The sequence below is a fragment of the Stenotrophomonas sp. GL_111 genome, from assembly GCF_057835245.1.
Genome location: NZ_CM174421.1, coordinates 4,212,755 through 4,232,077, shown reverse-complemented (window position 1 = coordinate 4,232,077; position 19,323 = coordinate 4,212,755). Strand labels below are relative to the sequence as shown.

General features: G+C 67.5%; 16 protein-coding genes. 8 read left to right on the top strand and 8 right to left on the bottom strand.

Annotation, left to right across the window (positions count from 1 at the left end; translation table 11 throughout):
• Positions 1-27 precede the first annotated feature (27 nt).
• A complete protein-coding gene (locus AC3IPM_RS18790) occupies positions 28-672 on the bottom strand; it encodes a hypothetical protein (RefSeq protein ID WP_489301751.1) in 645 nt (214 codons plus the stop codon).
• 265 nt (positions 673-937) lie between these two features.
• Complete coding sequence (locus AC3IPM_RS18785; RefSeq protein ID WP_489301750.1) at positions 938-2,752, bottom strand: monovalent cation:proton antiporter-2 (CPA2) family protein; 1,815 nt, start codon at positions 2,750-2,752, stop codon at positions 938-940.
• Positions 2,753-3,105: 353 nt separating this feature from the next.
• On the opposite strand from AC3IPM_RS18785, the gene mgtE reads away from it, so the two are divergent.
• Both mgtE and AC3IPM_RS18775 read left to right on the top strand, forming a co-directional pair.
• Positions 3,106-4,476, top strand: a complete 1,371-nt coding sequence (mgtE, locus tag AC3IPM_RS18780; RefSeq protein ID WP_489301749.1) for a magnesium transporter — start codon at positions 3,106-3,108, stop codon at positions 4,474-4,476.
• Between the two features lie 469 nt (positions 4,477-4,945).
• A complete protein-coding gene (locus AC3IPM_RS18775; RefSeq protein ID WP_489301748.1) occupies positions 4,946-7,663 on the top strand; it encodes a bifunctional acetate--CoA ligase family protein/GNAT family N-acetyltransferase in 2,718 nt (905 codons plus the stop codon).
• Between the two features lie 31 nt (positions 7,664-7,694).
• Here the strand turns inward: AC3IPM_RS18775 and AC3IPM_RS18770 are convergent, their stop codons facing one another.
• Positions 7,695-8,054, bottom strand: a complete 360-nt coding sequence (locus tag AC3IPM_RS18770) for a hypothetical protein (protein WP_489301747.1) — start codon at positions 8,052-8,054, stop codon at positions 7,695-7,697.
• Positions 8,055-8,460: 406 nt separating this feature from the next.
• Here AC3IPM_RS18770 and AC3IPM_RS18765 point away from each other — a divergent pair, with 406 nt between their 5' ends.
• Positions 8,461-9,159 (top strand): alpha/beta fold hydrolase, encoded by a 699-nt coding sequence (locus AC3IPM_RS18765; protein ID WP_489301746.1) that lies wholly within the window; start codon positions 8,461-8,463, stop codon positions 9,157-9,159.
• A 57-nt stretch (positions 9,160-9,216) separates the two neighbouring features.
• Here the strand turns inward: AC3IPM_RS18765 and dkgB are convergent, their stop codons facing one another.
• Entirely contained in the window at positions 9,217-10,020 is an 804-nt protein-coding gene (gene dkgB, locus AC3IPM_RS18760) for a 2,5-didehydrogluconate reductase DkgB (protein WP_489301745.1), read from the bottom strand.
• A gap of 85 nt (positions 10,021-10,105) precedes the next feature.
• Positions 10,106-11,320, bottom strand: a complete 1,215-nt coding sequence (locus AC3IPM_RS18755) for an MFS transporter (protein WP_489301744.1) — start codon at positions 11,318-11,320, stop codon at positions 10,106-10,108.
• 126 nt (positions 11,321-11,446) lie between these two features.
• On the opposite strand from AC3IPM_RS18755, the gene AC3IPM_RS18750 reads away from it, so the two are divergent.
• Positions 11,447-12,349 carry a LysR substrate-binding domain-containing protein gene (locus AC3IPM_RS18750; RefSeq protein ID WP_489301743.1) on the top strand — a complete coding sequence of 301 codons (903 nt, stop codon included), beginning with the start codon at positions 11,447-11,449 and terminating at the stop codon, positions 12,347-12,349.
• A gap of 41 nt (positions 12,350-12,390) precedes the next feature.
• Here the strand turns inward: AC3IPM_RS18750 and AC3IPM_RS18745 are convergent, their stop codons facing one another.
• Positions 12,391-14,523, bottom strand: coding sequence for a methyl-accepting chemotaxis protein (locus tag AC3IPM_RS18745; RefSeq protein ID WP_489301742.1), 2,133 nt, complete (start codon positions 14,521-14,523; stop codon positions 12,391-12,393).
• A gap of 187 nt (positions 14,524-14,710) precedes the next feature.
• Between AC3IPM_RS18745 and AC3IPM_RS18740 the strand changes: the two genes are divergently transcribed.
• Positions 14,711-15,163 carry an Rrf2 family transcriptional regulator gene (locus AC3IPM_RS18740; RefSeq protein ID WP_489301741.1) on the top strand — a complete coding sequence of 151 codons (453 nt, stop codon included), beginning with the start codon at positions 14,711-14,713 and terminating at the stop codon, positions 15,161-15,163.
• The gene (locus tag AC3IPM_RS18735; protein WP_489301740.1) at positions 15,153-16,055 is read left to right on the top strand and encodes an NAD(P)/FAD-dependent oxidoreductase; all 903 of its coding nucleotides are present in this window, start codon (positions 15,153-15,155) and stop codon (positions 16,053-16,055) included. The genes AC3IPM_RS18740 and AC3IPM_RS18735 overlap by 11 nt, the downstream gene beginning before the upstream one ends.
• Positions 16,056-16,079: 24 nt before the next feature.
• On the opposite strand, the gene AC3IPM_RS18730 is transcribed toward AC3IPM_RS18735, so the two are convergent.
• The gene (locus AC3IPM_RS18730; protein WP_489301739.1) at positions 16,080-17,048 is read right to left on the bottom strand and encodes an aldo/keto reductase; all 969 of its coding nucleotides are present in this window, start codon (positions 17,046-17,048) and stop codon (positions 16,080-16,082) included.
• A 175-nt stretch (positions 17,049-17,223) separates the two neighbouring features.
• Here AC3IPM_RS18730 and AC3IPM_RS18725 point away from each other — a divergent pair, with 175 nt between their 5' ends.
• Complete coding sequence (locus AC3IPM_RS18725; RefSeq protein WP_489301738.1) at positions 17,224-18,084, top strand: class I SAM-dependent methyltransferase; 861 nt, start codon at positions 17,224-17,226, stop codon at positions 18,082-18,084.
• 61 nt (positions 18,085-18,145) lie between these two features.
• Positions 18,146-18,691 carry a pseudouridine synthase gene (locus AC3IPM_RS18720; RefSeq protein WP_489301737.1) on the top strand — a complete coding sequence of 182 codons (546 nt, stop codon included), beginning with the start codon at positions 18,146-18,148 and terminating at the stop codon, positions 18,689-18,691.
• A 203-nt stretch (positions 18,692-18,894) separates the two neighbouring features.
• Here AC3IPM_RS18720 and AC3IPM_RS18715 read toward each other — a convergent pair whose 3' ends face one another.
• The gene (locus AC3IPM_RS18715; RefSeq protein WP_489301736.1) at positions 18,895-19,284 is read right to left on the bottom strand and encodes a hypothetical protein; all 390 of its coding nucleotides are present in this window, start codon (positions 19,282-19,284) and stop codon (positions 18,895-18,897) included.
• Positions 19,285-19,323 lie beyond the last annotated feature (39 nt).

Sequence of the window (19,323 nt, the reverse complement as noted above, 5' to 3'; positions counted from 1 at the left end):
CGGTGGGTGCCGACCGTGGGTCGGTACTCAGCTGACGAGCGCGACACCGCTGGCCGGGTACAGCGAACGGAAACGATCATGTTTCCGACACCACTGAGCGGTCGAGGGCGACATGCATGCCATCAGCCACATCAGGCGATCATGCTGCGTCTGCAGCGGCCAGTGCAGGATCGGTTCGTGATGTGCGATGCGGTTGCGCAACCGCCGAATCTCCGTCAACGGGCCCGAGAAGTGTTTCCGGTGCAGTCCGCGCCGTGCCGGTGGCACGACGATGCCATGCAGCTTTTGCTGCCACAGCACCTCGTACTCGGTGTTGAACATGGTGGTCCAGAAGCTCAACGTCAGCGTGGAGATGATGGTGCCCGGGACCATTGGCCTGCGGCGTCGGTGCAGGTCCGACAGGGCGCGATGGACCTGGTCGGATTGCTGTACGGTCTGTAGAACCCTGGACGCGGGGAGATACCACGCGGTGTTCGCGGTACCGGCCAGCGCGTGGTGAATGCGATTGCGCAGCAGGACTTCCAGCGTATGCAGGGACGGGTAGAAGCTCTCGCTGAGTTGCATGTTCAGTCGATAGAGCTCGGCGGCGCGCCTTCGGCAGCCATCTGCCCAGCGCAGGTAGCGCGCAAAGCGCTCCTCGGAAAGCCATTCCTCAAAGCTATCGGAAGCCATGAATCCATCTCAATAATCATGAGTGGCCTCACTTGAGCCGTCGCCCCGGGCGAGGTACGCTGGCCCCGTATACCCCGGTACCGTCTCTGCCACTGGCACGCGGCCGGGGTAAGTTCTTTCTGGCTGGCGGAAACCCGCAGCCAACGGGGCTCAGGCCAAGGATGCGCTGCGCTGGGCCACCATTGGCAGCCGTATTCCCTGTATTCGTTGTCGGTCCAGTTCGCACGCGTGCATCGGCATGCTCGTCACCCCCGCAGCGCACCGCTCAACTCCCGCGCGTTTCCCCCTCTCCACGCGCGGCCTTGCCCTCGCTCTCCGCATCGGCCTCGAACAGGTGCATCAGATCGGCGCGCGCATCGCGCGAGGTCTGGATCACCGCCGTTTCATCGTCGTAGACCAGGTACTGGTCGCGCAGCAGCTTTTCATCGTGCTCGCGGAAACGCTGTACGTGGCTGCGCGCGGTGGCCGCCGACATGCCCAGCGCCACCAGCATCCGCTCACTCAGTTCCAGGCTGGTGCCGAACACCTCGCGGAACGGTTCGGCCGACATGTCCATCAACCGCCAGGCGTGCTGGCGATTGCGTGCGCGCACCAGCACCACCGCATCCGGGTACATGCGCCGGATCAGACGGGTGGCGCGCATGTTCGCGTCCGGGTCATCCAGGGTCACCACGTAGACACGGATGTGCTCGCCCCCGGCGGCGCGCAGCATTTCTGGACGGGTCGGGTCACCGTAGAACAACTTGTTGCCGAAGCGGCGCAGGTCTGAAACCGTATCCGGGTTGGATTCCAGCGCCACGAAGGGAATTTTCTGCGCGGTCAGCAGGCGTGCCACCACCTGGCCGAAGCGACCCATGCCGGCGATCATCACCTGCGGTTGGCTGCCCTCGATCTCGACCTTGTCGGCCGGCGGCGCCTTGGCCTTGGCCTGGTCATCGCGGCCGAGCAGACGCATCAGCGCGATCATCAGCAGCGGCGTGATCGCCATCGACAGGCCGACGATGGCCACCAGCCGGTCATGGTTGGCATTGCCCAGCAGCTGCGCGCGCTGCGCTTCGTTGAACACCACGAAGGCGAACTCGCCGCCCAGCCACAGCACGCTGCCCAGCAGTATCGCGTGGCGCGAACTGAGCTTGGCCAGCTTGCCGATGCCGAACAGCAGGCTGAACTTGACCAGCAGCAGGATCGCCACGCCCGCGGCGATCATCCACGGCTCGGCGACCACCCGGTCCAGGTCGATGCCCATGCCCACCGCGATGAAGAACAGGCCCAGCAGCAGCCCCTTGAACGGCTCGATCTGCGATTCCAGCTCGTGGCGGAATTCCGAATCGGACAGCAGCACACCGGCCAGGAATGCGCCCAGGCTGGGGCTCAGCCCGGCTTCCTGCATGAACCAGGCGGTGCCCAGCACCACCAGCAGCGCCATTGCGGTGAACACCTCCGGGCTGCGCGTGCGCGCGATGATGTTGAACAGCTGGCGCAGCACCGGCCGCCCGCACAGGATCACCACCGCCAGCGCGCCCAGCGCGATGGCCACGTCGTTCCAGTGCAGGGTTTCATTGCGCGCCCCGCCCAGCAGCGGAATCGCCGCCAGCAGCGGGATCGCGATCAGGTCCTGGAACAGCAGGATGGCAAAGCCCAAACGCCCGTAGTCGCTGTTGATCGCCTTGTGCTCGGACAACAGCTGCAGGCCCACCGCAGTGGACGACAGCGCCAGCGCGATACCCACGATCAGCGCGCTCTTCCACTGGAACTGGTCGAGCAGCAACAGGCTGCCCAGCACCAGCGCGCTCAGCGCCACCTGCAACGCACCGGCCCCGAATACCGAACGCCGCATCACTTTCAAGCGGGCCGGCGACAACTCCAGCCCGATCACGAACAGCAGCATCACCACGCCGATCTCGGCGGCGCCCAGGATGCGGTCGGCATCCTGCACGAAGCCCAGCCCGTCCGGGCCCAGCACCACGCCGGCGGCCAGATAGCCCAGCACCGCGCCCAGCCCGAGCTTCTTGAACACCGGCACTGCGATCACCGCGGCCAGCAGCAGCACCAGGGCCAGCTCGAGGGCGCCGCTATGCATGGGGGAACCTGCTCATGGAATCGTGGCCACGTCGAGTCGGGGAGGCGCACCCCGCGGCGCGGGGCGGCGACCGGTGGCCGCAGCCCATTATGCGACCGGGACGTGTGAGCAACGCCAATCCCGGCCCAACAGCAGGGCAGGGCAGCGGGTTGACCCCATCGGCGCCCGGGTCCAGACTGCCCGCCGCTGTCGGCACATCCGTGCGGCCGCCAGTACACCCTTCCGGAGTCACCAACCCATGTCCAGCGACAGTAGAAGTCGACCTTGCTCGACGCCAGTGATGGCTGCCGCCTGACATCGGGCCGGTTCGCCCCCGCTGGCGTCGCGCAAGGCGATCCCCACAGGCGAACCCGATGAACCAGAAAGACCTGCTGCGCCCGGTGGCCGATGCCGCCACCCTGAGCGCGCCCCTGGCCCAGTACAACACCGCCGACGCGGTGGAATTCCTCAATACGCTGGAGCTGTCGCGCGCCGCCGACACCCTGGCCGCGCTGCCGTTGTCGCGCGCGGTCAAGATGCTCGAACAGCCCGAGCTCAACCGCAGTGGTGACCTGGTCGCCGCGCTGCCGGTCGCCCGCGCCGCCGCCCTGCTCGGGCTGATGGCCGATGACCGCGCCACCGACATCGTCCACGAACTGGACGATGACGAGCGCGCGCGGCTGATCCCGCTGCTCAGCCCCGAATCGCGCCAGTCCATCCAGCAGCTGCTCAGCTACCCCGCGCACACCGCCGGCGCCCTGATGACCACCGAGTTCGTCAGCGTCCCGGCCGACTGGACCGTCGGCCGCACCCTGCAGCACATCCGCGAAGTCGAACGCACCCGCGAAACGGTCTACGCCATCTACGTGCTGGACCCGCACAGCCGCGTGCTGGTGCAGGTGGTCACCATGCGCCGGCTGATCACCGGCCTGCCCGAGGAGCCCATCCTCGACGTGGCCCAGGTCAATCCCCCGGTCACTGTGGACGCCATGCTCGACCAGGAAGAAGTCGCCCAGCTCATCCGCCGCCACGACCTGCTCGCCATCCCCGTCGTCGACGCCCAGCTGCACGTGCTGGGCATCGTCACCGTGGACGACATCCTCGACGCCCTCATCGAGGAATCCACCGAAGACGCGCACAAGTTCGGCGGCATGGAAGCCCTCGAAAAGCCGTACATGCAGATCGGCTTCTTCGAAATGATCCGCAAGCGCGCCGGCTGGCTCAGCGTGTTGTTCCTCGGCGAAATGCTCACCGCCAGCGCCATGCAGCACTACGAAGACGAACTCGCCCGCGCCGTCGTCCTCACCCTGTTCATCCCCCTGATCATGAGCTCCGGCGGCAACTCCGGCTCCCAGGCCACCTCCCTGCTCATCCGCAGCCTGGCCCTGCGCGAACTGCGCCTGCGCGACTGGTGGAAAGTCGCCCTGCGCGAAGTCCCCACCGGCCTCACCCTCGGCACCATCCTGGGCGTGCTGGCGATGATCCGCATCGTCTCCTGGCAGCTGCTCGGCCTGCACGATTACGGCGAACACTGGCAGCTGCTCGCCCTCACCATCGGCGCGGCGCTGGTCGGCATCGTCACCTTCGGCTCCCTGTCCGGCTCGATGCTGCCCTTCATCCTCAAACGCCTAGGCTTCGACCCCGCCAGCGCCTCGGCCCCGTTCGTGGCCACCCTGGTGGATGTCACCGGCCTGGTCATCTATTTCAGCATTGCGGCGATGATTCTGAGCGGCACGTTGTTGTAGTCGAGCGGGGTGGCACGCAGCCACGCATGGCGTGGCTCTACCAAACCCACCGAGGTTGGTGCGCTCCCGGCGGGAGCGTACCGGCCTGGTCATTCATTTCAGCATTGCGGCGATGATTCTGAGCGGCACGCTGTTGTAGTCGAATGGGGTGGCATGCAGCCACGCATGGCGTGGCTCTACCAAACCCACCGGTTGCATGTACTCAACGGAGGGCATGGGTTGGTACGCCCCCGACGGGACCGTCCACAACATGGATGTTGTGGACGAGCCCCCATGGACGGGTTCACGGCGTGTCCCGTCGGGGGCGTACCGACCCATGCCCAGGCGCCAAGTCCAAAACAGCCGACGCTTTTGACGTTGACGTTGACGTTGACGCAGATCGCAGATGCCGGATCTTGCGCCAGATCATGCCCAGCGCACCCCCACCCGTGTACCGTGTACCCACGCGCCCCGGTGACCGTTCCGCCCCATGAGCACCTACCACCTTCAGTCCGTGTTCCGCCCGCAATCCGTCGCCGTCATCGGCGGCAGCCCCCGCGAACGCTCCGCCGGCCGCGCCGTCATGCGCAACCTCCGCGCCACCGGCTTCCCCGGCAAAGTCGCCTGGATCAACCCCCGCTACAGCGACATCGACGGCATCCGTACCGTCAAACGCCTCAAAGACCTCGACTGGGTGCCCGAACTCGTCGTCATCACCGCGCCCGCCAGCATCGTTCCCCAGGTCATCACCACCGCCGCCGAACGCGGTGTCGGCGCCGCCATCATCCTCACCGCCAACCTCGGCCACGGCCCCGGCTCGCTCGCCGCCCAGGTCGAAACCGCTGCCCGCGCCAAAGGCCTGCGCATCCTCGGCCCGCATTGCCTCGGCGTCATCGCCCCGCATGCCCGCCTCAACGCCAGCATCGCCGCGCACTTCCCCCAGGCTGGCGACCTTGCCCTCATCTCCGAATCCAGCGCCATCGCCGCCGCCCTCGTCGAGTGGGGTGTCGCCCGCTCCGTCGGCTTCTCGGCTGTGGTCTCGCTCGGCGACACCCTCGACGTCGACTTCGGCGACCTGCTCGACTACTTCGCCACCGACTACCGCACCCGCGCGATTCTGCTGTACGTCGAAAACATCCGCGACGCGCGCAAGTTCATGTCCGCCGCGCGTGCCGCTGCGCGTGCCAAGCCGGTTGTCGTGGTCAAATCCGGCCGCCATATCCGCATCGATCCTGATGCCGACACCCACGTCCAGGCCCTGGCCAGCAGCGATGCCGTCTACGGTGCCGCGTTCAACCGCGCCGGCCTGCTCCGCGTCAGCGCCCTGGACGAACTGTTCACCGCTGCTGAAACCCTTGGCCGCCTCGGCACCTTCCCCGGCCGCCGCCTGGCCATCCTCAGCAACGGCGGCGGCGTCGGTCGCCTCGCCGTCGACCAGCTGCTGGCGCTGCGTGGCAGCCTTGCCGAACTCTCGCCGGCCACCGTCACCCAGCTCGACACCGTGCTGCCCGAAGGCTGGTCGCGCAGCAACCCGGTCGACATCGTGGTCGACGCCGATGGCGAGCGCTATGCCGCGGCCATCGACGCCCTGATGTCCGACAGCGAAAACGACGCCGTGCTGGTGGTCAACGTACCCACCGCGTTCACCTCCTCGGCCGACGCCGCGCAGGCGCTCACCCGCACCCTCGGCCTGCGCCCGCGCCACCACCGCGATAAACCCGTGTTCGCGGTGTGGCTGGGCAACGACGACCGCGCCACCGCCACCCTCAACGCCGCACGCGTGCCCACCTATCCCACCGAGGCCGAAGCCGTGCGCGGTTTCCAGCACCTGGTGCGCTACCGCGACGCCCAGGCCGCGCTGATGGAAACCCCGCCCAGCCTGCCCGAGGATTTCGTGGTGGACACCGCCGCCGCGCGCGCGCTGGTCGAGGCCGCACTGGCCGTGGGCCAGCACTGGCTGGACCCGATCGCCACCCACCAGCTGCTCACCGCCTACGGCATTCCATCGGCGCCGGTGATGCTGGCACGCGATGCACACGAGGCCATGGACCTGGCGCAGCCGCTGCTCGAACAGGGCGCCACCGTGGCAGTGAAAGTGTTCTCGGCCGATATCCCGCACAAGTCCGATGTGGACGGCGTGCGGCTCAATATCGGCAGCCTGCAGGCCGTGCACGCCGCCGCCACCTCGATCCTCGCCCGCGCCCACCAAAAGCGCCCGGATGCGCGCATCGACGGCGTGCTGGTGCAGCCCACCATCGTGCGGCCCAAGGCACGCGAACTGATCGCCGGTATCGCCGACGATCCCACCTTCGGCCCGGTGGTGGTGTTCGGTCGCGGCGGCACCGCCGTGGAAGTCATCGATGACAAGGCGCTGGCGCTGCCGCCGCTGGACCTGCGCCTGTCGCATGAACTGATCGGCCGCACCCGCGTCTCGCGCATCCTCAAGGCCTACCGCGACGTGCCTGCCGCCGATGAGCGCGCCGTCGCGCTGGTGCTGGTCAAACTGGCCCAGCTTGCCGCCGACATCCCCGAGATCCGCACGCTGGACATCAACCCGCTGCTGGCCGACCGCGACGGCGTCATCGCGCTCGACGCCCGCGTGGCCATCGCGCCCTCGCGCAAACTACACAAGGGCCGCGGTCATCCGCGTTTTGCGGTGTTCCCGTATCCGAAGGAATGGGAGCGCACGCTCACCTTGTCCGACGGTTCACCGGCGTTCGTACGACCGGTGCGCCCGGAGGACGACGCCCTGTTCCGCGCGTTCTTCGCCCGCGTCACCGACGACGACCTGCGCCTGCGCTTCTTCCAGTCGGTCAAGCATTTCAGCCACGAATTCATCGCGCGCCTGACCCAGCTCGACTACGCCCGCTCCATCGCGCTGGTCGCGATCGATCCGCGCAGCGGCGACATGCTCGGCGCGGTGCGTCTGCACGCCGATGCCGACTACGACCGTGGCGAGTACGGCATCCTGATCCGCTCGGACCTCAAGGGCCATGGCATCGGCTGGCGCCTGATGAGCATCATGATCGAGTACGCCCAGTGGCTGGGCCTGAACATCATCGAAGGCCAGGTGCTGCGCGAGAACAGCACCATGCTGGCGATGTGCCAGAGCCTGGGTTTCAAGACCAAGCTCGACCCGGACGACCCGACCGTGATGGTGGTGACGCTGCCGGTACAGAGCGTGCAGGTGCCCGAGTCGCCAGCGTGACCAGCGCCCTGTTCACGCCACCGTGCGGCCCCTACTGAAACCGGAATTCTTCAGCCACCTTGCTGCATGACAGATCCAGCTCTACATGGAACGATTTGCGTTCGCCTGTAGACAGCGGATCGGCAAGCTCATCCTCATGCAACACGGCAAATCCTCGGCCACCCGCCACAGGCGGTGATATGGATACGAAGTACGTCGTCGATTTCCAGGCCCTGGTACGCAAGACGTAGGCTTCAACGATACGCACGCAGTCGGGTTGCTTCTGCGCAGCCAGAATATTGGCTCTTATCTGTGCAGGCAGTGATTGCAGCCTCACCTTGTCGGTGGCTTCACACGCAGAGGGCATGCATGCGAGAACAAAGCACAACGTGATCATTGGTACTTTGGACATCATTCACCTCCCTGGACAGGTGGATATTCGTACCCCTCATGGCTTCGGATCACGCTTGGCACGCCATGTATTGAAGGAACCTGTAGTCGCCCTGGTTGCCGAGCGGACTATATCCTTCCGAGCGGATATTCGGACGTGAACGGTAGAAGCCGAGGACCGTGCAATCACAAGTGAACTCATCGGGCTTGATGGTTGATTCCTGGCTCATCCGACGCCGATGGTCAGCACAACCCAGCCTCCGTTCTCTCGCTTGATGGAGCCTGGTTGCCCTCCACGCACCTCCGGTGGAGAATGCCGTTTCCGCAAGTGAACGCTTCAATGGTGCCGTGCCGGAAACACCGGATACCGCAACACACTGAGTCGTTGCCGGCACGGCGCGTGCACGATGCGCGCGCGACAATGGCGCATGACCGACCGACTCCCCCTGCTGCTGCTCCCCGGCCTGCTCAACGACGCCGAGCTGTGGCGCGCGCAGGTGGCCGACCTGTCCGATATCGCCGACTGCACCGTGGGCGACCAGACCCGTGGCGAGACGATGCAGGCGGTGGTCGATGACGTGCTGGCGCAGGCCCCGGCACGCTTTGCGCTGGCGGGCTTCTCGCTCGGTGGCTTCGTCGCCCAGCAGATCCTGCGCAGCGCACCGGAGCGCGTGCTGAAACTGGCGCTGGTCGATACCTCCCTCCATGCCGATTCCCCCGAGCGTGCCGCGCAGCGCCAGTCGCAACGGACCAGTGTGCGACTGCCGGGCACGTTCCACGGCTTCGGTGACAAGCTGATGCGCAGCTACATCGACGCCTCGCGGCTGGATGACTACGTACTGGTGCAGCGCGTGCGCGACATGACCGCGCGGCTGGGTGCCGAGGTATTCCTGCGCCAGAGCGCGCTGGACCGTGTGGATGGCCGCGACGTGCTGTCCAGCTATCGCGACCCGCTGCTGATCGTGTGCGGCGCCAACGACCGCATCACCCCGTTGCCGATCAGCGAGGAGATGCATGCGCTGGTGCCCGGATCGACCTTGGTGGTGCTGCCCGATTGCGGGCATCTCGCACCGATGGAGAAGCCGGAAGACGTCAGCGCGGCGATGCGCGGCTGGTTGCTGGGGTAGGTGCCGACCGTTGGTCGGCACGCCCCTATGCCCGACCTCACGGTCGGGCGTCACGGATCAATCCCAGGCCGGCGCGATCCCTTCCGGGTTGGCCAAGCGGTGCCCGCGATCCAGCGTGGCGATCTGCGTCATGTCCTCGTCGCTCAAGCGCAGGTCGGCGGCGAGCAGGTTGCTGGCCAGGTTGTCGCGCTTGGTGGAGGAGGGGATCACCGCATAGCCCTGCTGCAACGCCCACGCCAGCGCGACCTGGGCCGGAGTGGCCTGCTGGCGTTCGGCGATGGCCAGCATCACCGGCTCCTTGAGCACTTCGCCGTAGGCCAGGCTCATGTAGGCGGTGACGTGGATGCCCTGTTCGCGCAGGAACGCGATCAGCGCGCGGTTCTGCAGGTAGGGGTGTACTTCGATCTGGTGGGTGGCGATCGTATCCGCGCCCAGGATCGCGATGGCTTGGCGGGTCAGGTCGATGGTGAAGTTGGAAATGCCGATCTGCCGGGTCAGGCCTTCGGCCTTGGCCTGGGCCAGCGCGCCGAGGGTTTCGGCCATCGGCACGGCGTCGTTCGGTGAGGGCCAGTGGATCAGGGTCAGCTCGACATGGTCGGTGCGCAGCTTGCGCAGGCTCTCGCGCAGGCTGGCCAGCAGGTCGTCGTGCTTGAAGTTGGCGATCCAGATCTTGGTGGTCAGGAACAGGTCGTCGCGGGCCACGCCGGACTCGGCGATGGCCTGGCCGACCTCGGCCTCGTTGTCGTAGATCTGCGCGGTGTCGATGGCGCGGTAGCCGACGTCCAGTGCGTTGCGGACCGAGTCGATGACGGTCTGGCCCTTGAGGCGGAACGTGCCGAGGCCGAATGCGGGAATGCTCATGGAAACTCCTTCAATGGGGGGCAGTGCAGGCTACGCCGTGCACCGTAAAGCGACGTCGAGCCGACCGTGGGTCGGCGCCACGCAATCAATGCGCGCTGACAGCAATGCCTTCAGCGCGGTCCTGCACGCCATCGCGGCGATCCAGGCGGCCGCTCAGCGCGGTCAGGCCGAGTGCGCCCAGCACCACCAGCGCCCCCAGCCACGGGGTGTGCATCAGGCCGAGGTGGTCCACCACCAGCCCGCCCAGCGACGCGCCGAAGGCGATGCCGACGTTGAACGCGGCGATGTTCAGACCCGAGGCCACGTCCGCAGCCTGCGGGGCGAAGCGCTGCGCCTGCTTGACCACATACACCTGCAGGCCCGGCACGTTGCCAAAGGCGACCGCGCCCAGCGCCAGCACGGTGAGCAGCACCAGCCAGCTGTTGTAGGCGGTGAAGGTGAGCACGAACAGCACCAGCGCAAGCAGGCCGAAGATCAGCTTCAGCGCCGGGATCGGGCCGCGGCGGTCGGCCAGGCGGCCGCCCCACAGGTTGCCGATCGCCACCGACACGCCGTACACCAGCAGCACGCCACTGACCGCGTTGGCCGAGAAGCCACTGACGTCCTGCAGGATCGAGGCCAGGTAGGTGAACGACAGGAAGGTGCCGCCATAGCCCAGCGCGGTGATTGCATACACCAGCAGCAGCCGCGGCTGCGCCAGCACCGACAGCTGCTGGGCGAACGTGGCCGGCTCGCTGCGCTGCAGGTTGCGCGGCACGAACAGCAGGCTGCCGATCAATGCGATCACGCCCAGTGCGGCCACGGCCAGGAAGGTCGCGCGCCAGCCCAGGTGCTGGCCGATGAAGGTGCCCAGCGGCACGCCGGTGACCAGGGCCACGGTCAAGCCGGTGAACATGATCGCGATCGCGCTGGCGGCCTTCTCCTTGGGCACCACCGAGGTGGCGATGATCGAGCCGATCGAGAAGAACACGCCGTGCGCCAGCCCGGTCAGCACGCGCGCCACGATCAGCGAGCCGTAGCCGGGGGCCATCCAGGCGATCACGTTGCCCAGGGTGAACAGCACCATCAGCGCCACCAGCAGGGTCTTGCGCGGCACGCGGCCGGTGAGCGCGGTGAGCACCGGCGCGCCGATCGCCACGCCCAGCGCGTACAGCGACACCAGCAGGCCGGCCGAGGGCAGGGAGACGCCGAGGTCGGCGGCAATGGTCGGGATCAGCCCGACGATGACGAATTCGGTGGTGCCGATAGCGTACGCACCCAGCGTGAGCGCCAGCAGGGCCAAGGGGATGCCACGGGACATGGTGGGTTACCGGTGGGAGGTGAGGCTGCGCAGTCTGCGCGCCGCACTGTTGCGGAAAAACCGGTCTTCACGCCAATCACTCTTGATTCGTGGTCAATAATGGGGCGTCCACTGCCGGGTTCCCCCATGAAAACCACCCTCGACGAAATGCAGGCCTTCATCGCGGTGATCGACAGCGGCTCGATCACCGCTGCCGCCGAGGCCCTGGGCCAGACCACCTCCGGGGTCAGCCGCGCGCTGGGCCGGCTGGAGGAGAAACTGGGCACCACGCTGCTGACCCGCACCACCCGGCGCCTGCAGCTCACTGAAGAAGGCCAGGCCTTCCTGCAGCAGGCACGCGCCATCGTGGCCTCGGTGGAAGACGCCGAAGAGCAGATCGCCGCGCGCCGCCAACGCCCGGCCGGGCGGCTGCGGGTGGATGCGGCGATGCCGTTCGTGCTGCATGTGATCGCGCCGCTGGTCGCCGGCTACCGCGCGCGCTATCCCGACGTGGCGTTGGAGATCAACAGCAGCGAGCGCTACATCGACCTGCTCGAACGGCGCACCGATGTGGCGATCCGGATCGGCCCGCTGGCCGATTCCACCCTGCATGCGCGGCCCTTGGCGCACAGCCGGCTGCGGGTGCTGGCCAGCCCAGCCTACCTGCGCGAGCACGGCAGCCCGGCCAGCGTGGCCGAACTGGACGCGCACACGCTGCTGGGCTTCAACGAACCGGACTCGCTCAACCACTGGCCGCTGCCCGGGCAGACGGACGCGCTGCTGCATGTGCGCCCGGCCGTGGCGGTATCCAGTGGTGAAACCCTGCGCCGGTTGGCGCTGGAGGGCGTCGGCATCGTCTGCCTGTCCGACTTCATGATCCACCGCGACCGCCTGGCCGGCAGCCTGGTGCAGGTGCTGCCGGCACTCACCGTGGAAGTCCGCCAGCCGATCCACGCCGTGTACTACCGCAACACGGCGGTCTCGGCGCGGATCAGCTCCTTCCTGGACCACCTGGGCGCGGCCATGCTCGGCGACCCCTACGTGCGCTGATCGCAGCGCGCGGTGGCTGCCGACCGTTGGTCGGCACCTGCTCAAGCCGCGCGCGAAACCCCCGGCCGCACTTCACCTGCAGCCTCCAGCACGAACACATCCACCGCCCCGTTCAAGGCCAGCGCCTGCGCTTCCATGCTGCGCGCCGCCGCCGAGGCTTCCTCCACCAGCGCCGCGTTCTGCTGCGTGGTTTCGTCCATGTGCACCACGGTCTGGTTGACCTGCTCGATACCGGCCGACTGTTCCTGCGACGCCGCCGCGATCTCGGCCATGATGTCGGTCACGCGCTGCACGCTGCCCACGATCTCACCCATGGTCTGGCCGGCACGGCCCACCAGCGCCGCACCCGTGCCCACGTCCTCCACCGATTGCTCGATCAGTGTCTTGATCTCCTTGGCCGCCGCCGCCGAGCGCTGTGCCAGGGTGCGCACCTCGCTGGCCACCACCGCGAAGCCGCGGCCCTGTTCGCCGGCACGCGCCGCTTCCACCGCCGCATTCAAGGCGAGGATGTTGGTCTGGAAGGCGATGCCGTCGATCACCGAAATGATTTCGGCGATCTTCTTCGACGAGGTCTGGATCGCGCTCATCGTGGTCACCACCTGGCCGACCACCTCACCGCCCTGCGAGGCCACCGCATGCGCGCCGATGGCCAGCTGATTGGCCTGGCGCGCATGTTCGGCGTTCTGGCGCACAGTGGAGGTGAGTTCTTCCATCGAGGCCGCGGTTTCTTCCAGGTTGGCCGCCTGCTGCTCGGTGCGCTGGGACAGGTCGTTGTTGCCGGCGGCGATCTCGCCGGCCGCCGCCTGGATCGCCTGTGCGGCGCGTTTGATATCCCCCACGATACCGGTCAACTGGCCGCTGGTCAGCGCCACGTCGTCGCGCATGCGTGCGAACACGCCGTGGAATTGCCCGTGCATGCGCGCGCTGAGATCGCCACGGGCGATGGCCTGCAGCACCTGCGACACCTGGCCCAGATCCTGTTCGGTGGTCTGCATCAGCCGGTTCAGGCCGCCCACCATGTCGCGGAAATCATGCTGGTAGCGCGCTTCGTCGCCGCGCTGGCTGAAGTCGCCGGCAGCCGCGGCACTGGCCAGGCGTTTGATCTCGGCGTTGATCGCGCCCAGGTTGTGCTTGACCCGGTCGAGCGATTCGGTGATCACCGCCTTCTCGCCAGGCAGGCGTTCCATGTCCAGCGACAGGTCGCCCACCGCATAGCGGCCCATGATCTCGATCGCACGCAGCTTGACCTGGATATGTGCGTCGACCAGTGCGTTGGTATCGCGCACCATCTGCCCGTAGCCACCGGGGAAGGCGGCATCGTCCATGCGGAAGCTGATCTGGCCGGCCTCATGGCGCTGGGCCATGCCGGCCTGTGCGGCCAGCACGTCCTTGAGGGTCTGCGTCACCGCGCCCATCGCCTGGCCCAGCCGACCGATCTCATCGCGGCTGCGTACCTGCACGCGCTGTTCCAGATCGCCCTGCGCCACTGCGCGTGCGGCCGCTTCCACCGCCACGATCGGGGCGATCACCGCACGCCGCAGCCACACCGCCAGCACGCCCATCAGCACCACCGCAGCCAATGCGGTCAGCGCCGCGCACACCAGCAGCGTGCGCCGTGCCTGCTGCGAGCGCGCCGTCACTGCCTGCTCGGCAACGGTGGCGGTCTGCTTGCCCAGCGCATCCAGCGTGGTGCCCAGTGCGCGGTCCTTGCCGCGTACCAGCGCATCGCCTTCCAGCGGCACGTAGCCGCTGGCGGCGAAGGCGTCCAGCGCCCCGTGGTAGTCCTGCTCCAGCGTGGCGTGCTGGGCGATGAAGGTCCGCGCCAGTGCGGCGGTGCGTGCATCGTCGCTGTCGGCCAGCGCCTGGGCCAGGGTGCGGGTCTTGCCGCCCTGCGCATCGAAGGCGGTCAGGTGGCGGCTGCGCAGAGCCTCGTCGCTGCCGCGGATCAGCACGTTCTTCCATTCCTGCACCTGCAGGCGGAACTCGCGCTGCAGCGCTTCGGCCTGGGTATTGCGGGCCACCTGCGGGGGCACCTCGGTGGACAGGTTGAGCCAGGCCGAGCCCAGCCCGGCCAGCGCGCACAGCACCACGATGGCCAGGCCGAGCGACAACGCGCCCAGCAACTTGAACTGCAGACTGAAGGTGCGCGTGGAGGCACCGGACGACGGATTCATCGGAGAGGACGCCAGAAAGTGAGGGAGGGCTCTGCGGTATCGGTTGCAGACGTGATCTCCTGAAGTGGGCTTTCCATCACACTTCCCGTTCCATTCAAGGAGGTGAAGGAATTGTTTCAGCGACAGCTGTCGCCGTATGGAACAACCCGCACTGGACACGGCGCCTATTTGTAACTATCGTAGTTACATGAAATCCAGCAACCAGTTTTCCGACGCCCTGCATGTGATGGCCCACCTGGTCGGTCAGCCTGGGCCACGCACCTCCGAACAGCTGGCTCACTGTCTGCCGACCCATCCGGTGGTGATCCGCCGGCTGCTGGCCGCGCTGCACAAGGGCGGGTTGGTGCACTCCACGCGCGGCCATGGCGGTGGCAGCCAACTGGCGCGCGACCCGGCGCAGATCACCCTGCACGACGTCTATGTGGCGATCGGTACGCCGGCCTTGCTGCATACCGGCGCACGCGACAGCGGGCGCGGTTGCCCGGTCCAGCAGGTGGTCAACGCCGCGCTGGATGAGAGCTATCGCCAAGCCCAGGCCCTGCTCGAACAGCGCCTGCGCGAAACCACCCTGGCCACGCTGGGCGAAGCCTTCGCCCGCCACCTGGCCCACCATGTTGCGGGAGTTCCCCATGACCTCTGATGCCGTGATCGTCGGTGGCAGTTTCGCCGGCCTGTCTGCTGCCTTGATGCTGGCCCGTGCCCGCCGCGGCGTGGTGGTGGTGGACAGCGGCCTGCCGCGCAACCGCTATGCCGCGCATTCGCATGGCGTGCTGGGCATGGATGGCATCGCCGGCAGCGACCTGCTGCGCCAGGCTAAGGCGCAGCTGCTCAACTACCCCAGCGTGCGCTGGGTCAGCGATACCGCCACCCAGGCGCAGGCCGGCCGCAGTGGTTTTACGGTGACCACGGCAGGGGGCGAAACGCTCAGCGCACGCAAGCTGCTGCTGGCCACCGGCATCCGCGACGAACTACCCGCGCTGCCCGGTCTGAGCGAACGCTGGGGCCACAGCGTGCTGCACTGCCCGTACTGCCATGGCTACGAAATCGGCGGCGGCGCGATCGGCCTGCTTGGCGGCCACCCGATGTCGCCGACCATGGCGGCGCTGCTGGCCGATTGGGGCGATGCCACGTTGTTCACCCAGGGCAGCGTGATCGAGGCCGACGAGCTGGCCCGGCTGCAACGCCGCGGCGTGCGTATCGAAACCAGCCCGGTGGTGGGCCTGGAAGGCGAGGCACCGGCGCTGAGTGCGGCGGTGCTGGCCGATGGCCGTCGCATCGCACTGCGCGCGTTGTTCGTGACCGCACGCCAGCACATGGCGTCGGCCTTGATCGAACAGCTGGGCTGCGCGCTGGATGAAAGCCCGGTGGGCGTGCTGGTGCGGGTGGATGCACAGAAGCAGACCACGGTGCCCGGCGTCTATGCCGCCGGCGATGCCACGGTGATGGGCAACATCACCCTGGCCAATGCCGAAGGCGTACGCGCCGGCATCAGCCTGCACCACGCGCTGGTCGCCGAAGACGGCGCGGCCTGAGCCCGCGCCGGCCTGCCCGCAACACTACTCGGCGCTGGCTGCCTCCAGCTGTGCGATGTCCTGCGCCGACAGCGCGATCCGCGCGGCGGCCAATACGTCCTGCAACTGCGCGACGCTGGTAGCGCTGACAATCGGTGCGCTGATACCCGGGCGCGCGATCAGCCACGCCAGCGCGACCTGCGCGGCACTGGCCGCGTGCGTGCTGGCGATATCGTCCAGCGCGGTGAGGATGCGCAGCCCGCGCGGGTTGAGGTACTGCGCAATCACCTTGGCGCCGCGTGCGCTGCTCTTGGCGGCGTCATCGGCGCTGCGGTACTTGCCGCTGAGGAAGCCGCTGGCCAGCGAGTAGTAGCTGATCACGCCGATGCCGTGCTCGTGCACCAGCGGTTCCAGCTCGGCTTCGTAGCCGCTGCGGTCGTACAGGTTGTACTCCGGCTGCAGGGTTTCATAACGCGGCAGCTTGTAATCGGCCGACACCTTGAGCGCATCGTGCAGCCGCGTGGCGCTGTAGTTGGAAGCGCCGATCGCGCGCACCTTGCCCTGCTCGATCAAGCGGCCGAACGCGGCCAGCGTGGTTTCCAGCGGCGTGGATTCGTCGTCCTCGTGCGCTTGGTACAGGTCGATCACATCGGTCTGCAGGCGGCGCAGTGAATCGTCCACCGCTGCGGCGATGGTGTCGGCGGACAGGCCCGGGTGCTCGGCCCATTTGCCTACCTTGGTGGCCAGCACCACTTTGTCGCGCTTGCCGCTGCGCTGGAACCAGCGGCCCAGAATCGTTTCCGATTCACCGCCAGTGTTGCCCGGTACCCAGGCCGAGTACGCATCGGCGGTGTCCACCAGGTTGAAGCCGGCATCGACGAAGGCATCCAGCAGCGCGAACGAGGTCTTCTCATCGGCGCTCCAGCCGAACACGTTGCCGCCGAATGCGATGGGCTGCACTTTCAGGCCGGAGCGGCCGAGTTCGCGTGGTGCAGAGGTGGGCGCTGCAGTCATGGGCGATGTACTCCAATGGAAAACCAGACCGACAGAATAAGACCGCGTGGATGACAGCGTTGCGGCGGCAGCCACAAAACAGTGTTCTGCGATGCTGCATCGCACTAACGTTTTGTGAACACCTGGGCCATCGCGACTGCTAGTCTCGCCGCATCCCGCCACCGGAGTGATCCCGATGAAAGCCCGTTCGTTGAGCTGTGCCTGCCTGTTCACGATGTCCACGCTGCTGTTGTCGGCCCCGGCGATGGCGGTCAAACCCGCCGGTGCCAATGCGCAGGTTGCGATCACCCCGGCGGTGCAGCAGGCCGTGCAGGGCGACTGGCGCACGCCCGCCAACGTCACCCGCGATGCGTGGCGTCATCCGGCGCAGACGTTGTCGCTGTTCGGCGTGCAGCCGGGCCAGACCGTCATCGAAATCACCCCCGGCAGCGGCTGGTACTCGGAAATCCTGGCGCCGCTGCTGCGCGACAAGGGCAGCTACGTGGCCGCTGTGGTCGATCCGATGGCGGTGCCCGAAGGCCGTGGCCGCGATTACCAGCAGCGCAGCCGCGACAGCCTGGAGGCCTTCTACGCCGCCACGCCGGCGCTGTACGGCAAGACCCGCGTGGTGGCCTACAACCCCAGCGCACCGGAGTTCGGCGCGGCCGGTTCGGCCGATGTGGTGCTGACCTTCCGCAACGTGCACAACTGGCGCACCTCCGGCCAGGCCGAAGGCATGTTCAAGGGCTTCTACAACGTGCTCAAGCCCGGCGGCGTGCTCGGCGTGGTGGAACACCGTGCCAAGGCCGATGTGCCGGCCGATGACAAGAGCGGCTACGTGGGCCAGAAGCAGGTGATCGCGCTGGCCGAAGCGGCCGGTTTCAAGCTGGCCGGCAGCAGCGAGATCAACGCCAACCCGCGCGATACCAAGGACCACCCGAAGGGCGTGTGGATGCTGCCGCCGAGCAATGCGCATGACGCTGCCGACGATGCCAAGTACAAGGCGATCGGCGAAAGCGACCGCATGACGCTGCGCTTCGTGAAGCCGGCCAAGTAAGCCGGTATCGGTGGCGGCGCGACGGTGGGAAAATACACTCCCCGCCGTCGCCGCCCCCGCCATGCTGATCGCCTTCAACAAACCCTTCAACGTGCTGTGCCAGTTCACCGACCGCAGCCAGCCGCCGCGAGCGACGCTGGCGGGGTTCGGGCTGCCGCCGGCGGTGTATGCGGCCGGGCGGCTGGACTACGACAGCGAAGGCCTGCTGCTGCTCACCGATGACGGTGGGCTGGCCCATCAGTTGACCGATCCGCGCCACAAGGCGGACAAGACCTACTGGGTGCAGGTGGAAGGCGCGGTCACCGAGGAGCAGCTGCACGCCCTGCGGCGCGGTGTGCTGCTCAATGACGGCCCCACGCTGCCAGCCGGGGTGGAACGGCTGGAACCCGCGCCGGACCTGTGGCCGCGCAATCCGCCGGTCCGCTTCCGCAAGACCGTGCCCGACTCGTGGCTGGCGATCACCCTGCGCGAAGGCCGCAACCGCCAGGTGCGGCGGATGACCGCCGCGGTGGGCCTGCCTACGCTGCGCCTGGTGCGGGTCTCAATGGGCGCGCATGCGCTGGGCGATCTGCAGCCGGGCCAGTGGCGGCAACTGGCCGACCGCTAAGAGCGCTTCTTCTCCCTTTGGGGCGTCTCGATGCGCCTGGTCGGGTGGTGGTGGCTTCAAGCGCACTGCTGTCTTCGTTCTGGGGGGTGAGGCGAGCGTTGGGGGCCGCGCCCCAGCCATCTACACCGCGGAGCCTTACACGCCAAAAAAAAACCGCCGGACAGTGCCGGCGGCTTCGATGATGACGCGCTCGCGTGGACAGCTCAGGTATCGCTGCCGATGTCGCTGTGTTCGTCCACCACGGTGTCATTGCGGCGGTTGCGTGCGCTGATGCGCTGCGCCTGGCCGTTGACCACGCCGCCATTGGCGAGCTTCTTCTTCTGCTGCTTGCGGTACAGCGCGTAGCCGAGCAGGCCCACGCCCACCGCGGCTGCGGCGATGGTCACGGCCGGGTTGCGACGCGCCACCTTCACTGCCGCCTTGCCGCCGGTCTTGACCGCGCCCAATGCTGCGCCGGTCTTGATCCAGTCGGTGGCCTGCGGGCCGAGATGACGCAGGTTGCTGCCGGCGTGCTTGAGGCCATCGCCCGCGCTGCTGGCCAAATCCAGGGCGCGCTCGAGGGCGCGGTCGGTAATCACAGTCAATCTGCTCATGGGGGGTCCTTTGCCTCGGTTCTGATCCAGTGTCGCGCG

What these genes read in the sequence shown, in the direction of transcription:
- AC3IPM_RS18740 (WP_489301741.1), top strand. Translation starts at nt 14,711, where the DNA reads ATGAAATCCAGCAACCAGTTTTCCGACGCCCTGCATGTGATGGCCCAC.
- dkgB (WP_489301745.1), bottom strand. Translation starts at nt 10,020, where the DNA reads ATGAGCATTCCCGCATTCGGCCTCGGCACGTTCCGCCTCAAGGGCCAG.
- AC3IPM_RS18770 (WP_489301747.1), bottom strand. Translation starts at nt 8,054, where the DNA reads ATGTCCAAAGTACCAATGATCACGTTGTGCTTTGTTCTCGCATGCATG.
- AC3IPM_RS18765 (WP_489301746.1), top strand. Translation starts at nt 8,461, where the DNA reads ATGACCGACCGACTCCCCCTGCTGCTGCTCCCCGGCCTGCTCAACGAC.
- AC3IPM_RS18785 (WP_489301750.1), bottom strand. Translation starts at nt 2,752, where the DNA reads ATGCATAGCGGCGCCCTCGAGCTGGCCCTGGTGCTGCTGCTGGCCGCG.
- AC3IPM_RS18790 (WP_489301751.1), bottom strand. Translation starts at nt 672, where the DNA reads ATGGCTTCCGATAGCTTTGAGGAATGGCTTTCCGAGGAGCGCTTTGCG.
- AC3IPM_RS18775 (WP_489301748.1), top strand. Translation starts at nt 4,946, where the DNA reads ATGAGCACCTACCACCTTCAGTCCGTGTTCCGCCCGCAATCCGTCGCC.
- AC3IPM_RS18745 (WP_489301742.1), bottom strand. Translation starts at nt 14,523, where the DNA reads ATGAATCCGTCGTCCGGTGCCTCCACGCGCACCTTCAGTCTGCAGTTC.
- AC3IPM_RS18730 (WP_489301739.1), bottom strand. Translation starts at nt 17,048, where the DNA reads ATGACTGCAGCGCCCACCTCTGCACCACGCGAACTCGGCCGCTCCGGC.
- AC3IPM_RS18720 (WP_489301737.1), top strand. Translation starts at nt 18,146, where the DNA reads ATGCTGATCGCCTTCAACAAACCCTTCAACGTGCTGTGCCAGTTCACC.
- mgtE (WP_489301749.1), top strand. Translation starts at nt 3,106, where the DNA reads ATGAACCAGAAAGACCTGCTGCGCCCGGTGGCCGATGCCGCCACCCTG.
- AC3IPM_RS18755 (WP_489301744.1), bottom strand. Translation starts at nt 11,320, where the DNA reads ATGTCCCGTGGCATCCCCTTGGCCCTGCTGGCGCTCACGCTGGGTGCG.
- AC3IPM_RS18725 (WP_489301738.1), top strand. Translation starts at nt 17,224, where the DNA reads ATGAAAGCCCGTTCGTTGAGCTGTGCCTGCCTGTTCACGATGTCCACG.
- AC3IPM_RS18750 (WP_489301743.1), top strand. Translation starts at nt 11,447, where the DNA reads ATGAAAACCACCCTCGACGAAATGCAGGCCTTCATCGCGGTGATCGAC.
- AC3IPM_RS18735 (WP_489301740.1), top strand. Translation starts at nt 15,153, where the DNA reads ATGACCTCTGATGCCGTGATCGTCGGTGGCAGTTTCGCCGGCCTGTCT.
- AC3IPM_RS18715 (WP_489301736.1), bottom strand. Translation starts at nt 19,284, where the DNA reads ATGAGCAGATTGACTGTGATTACCGACCGCGCCCTCGAGCGCGCCCTG.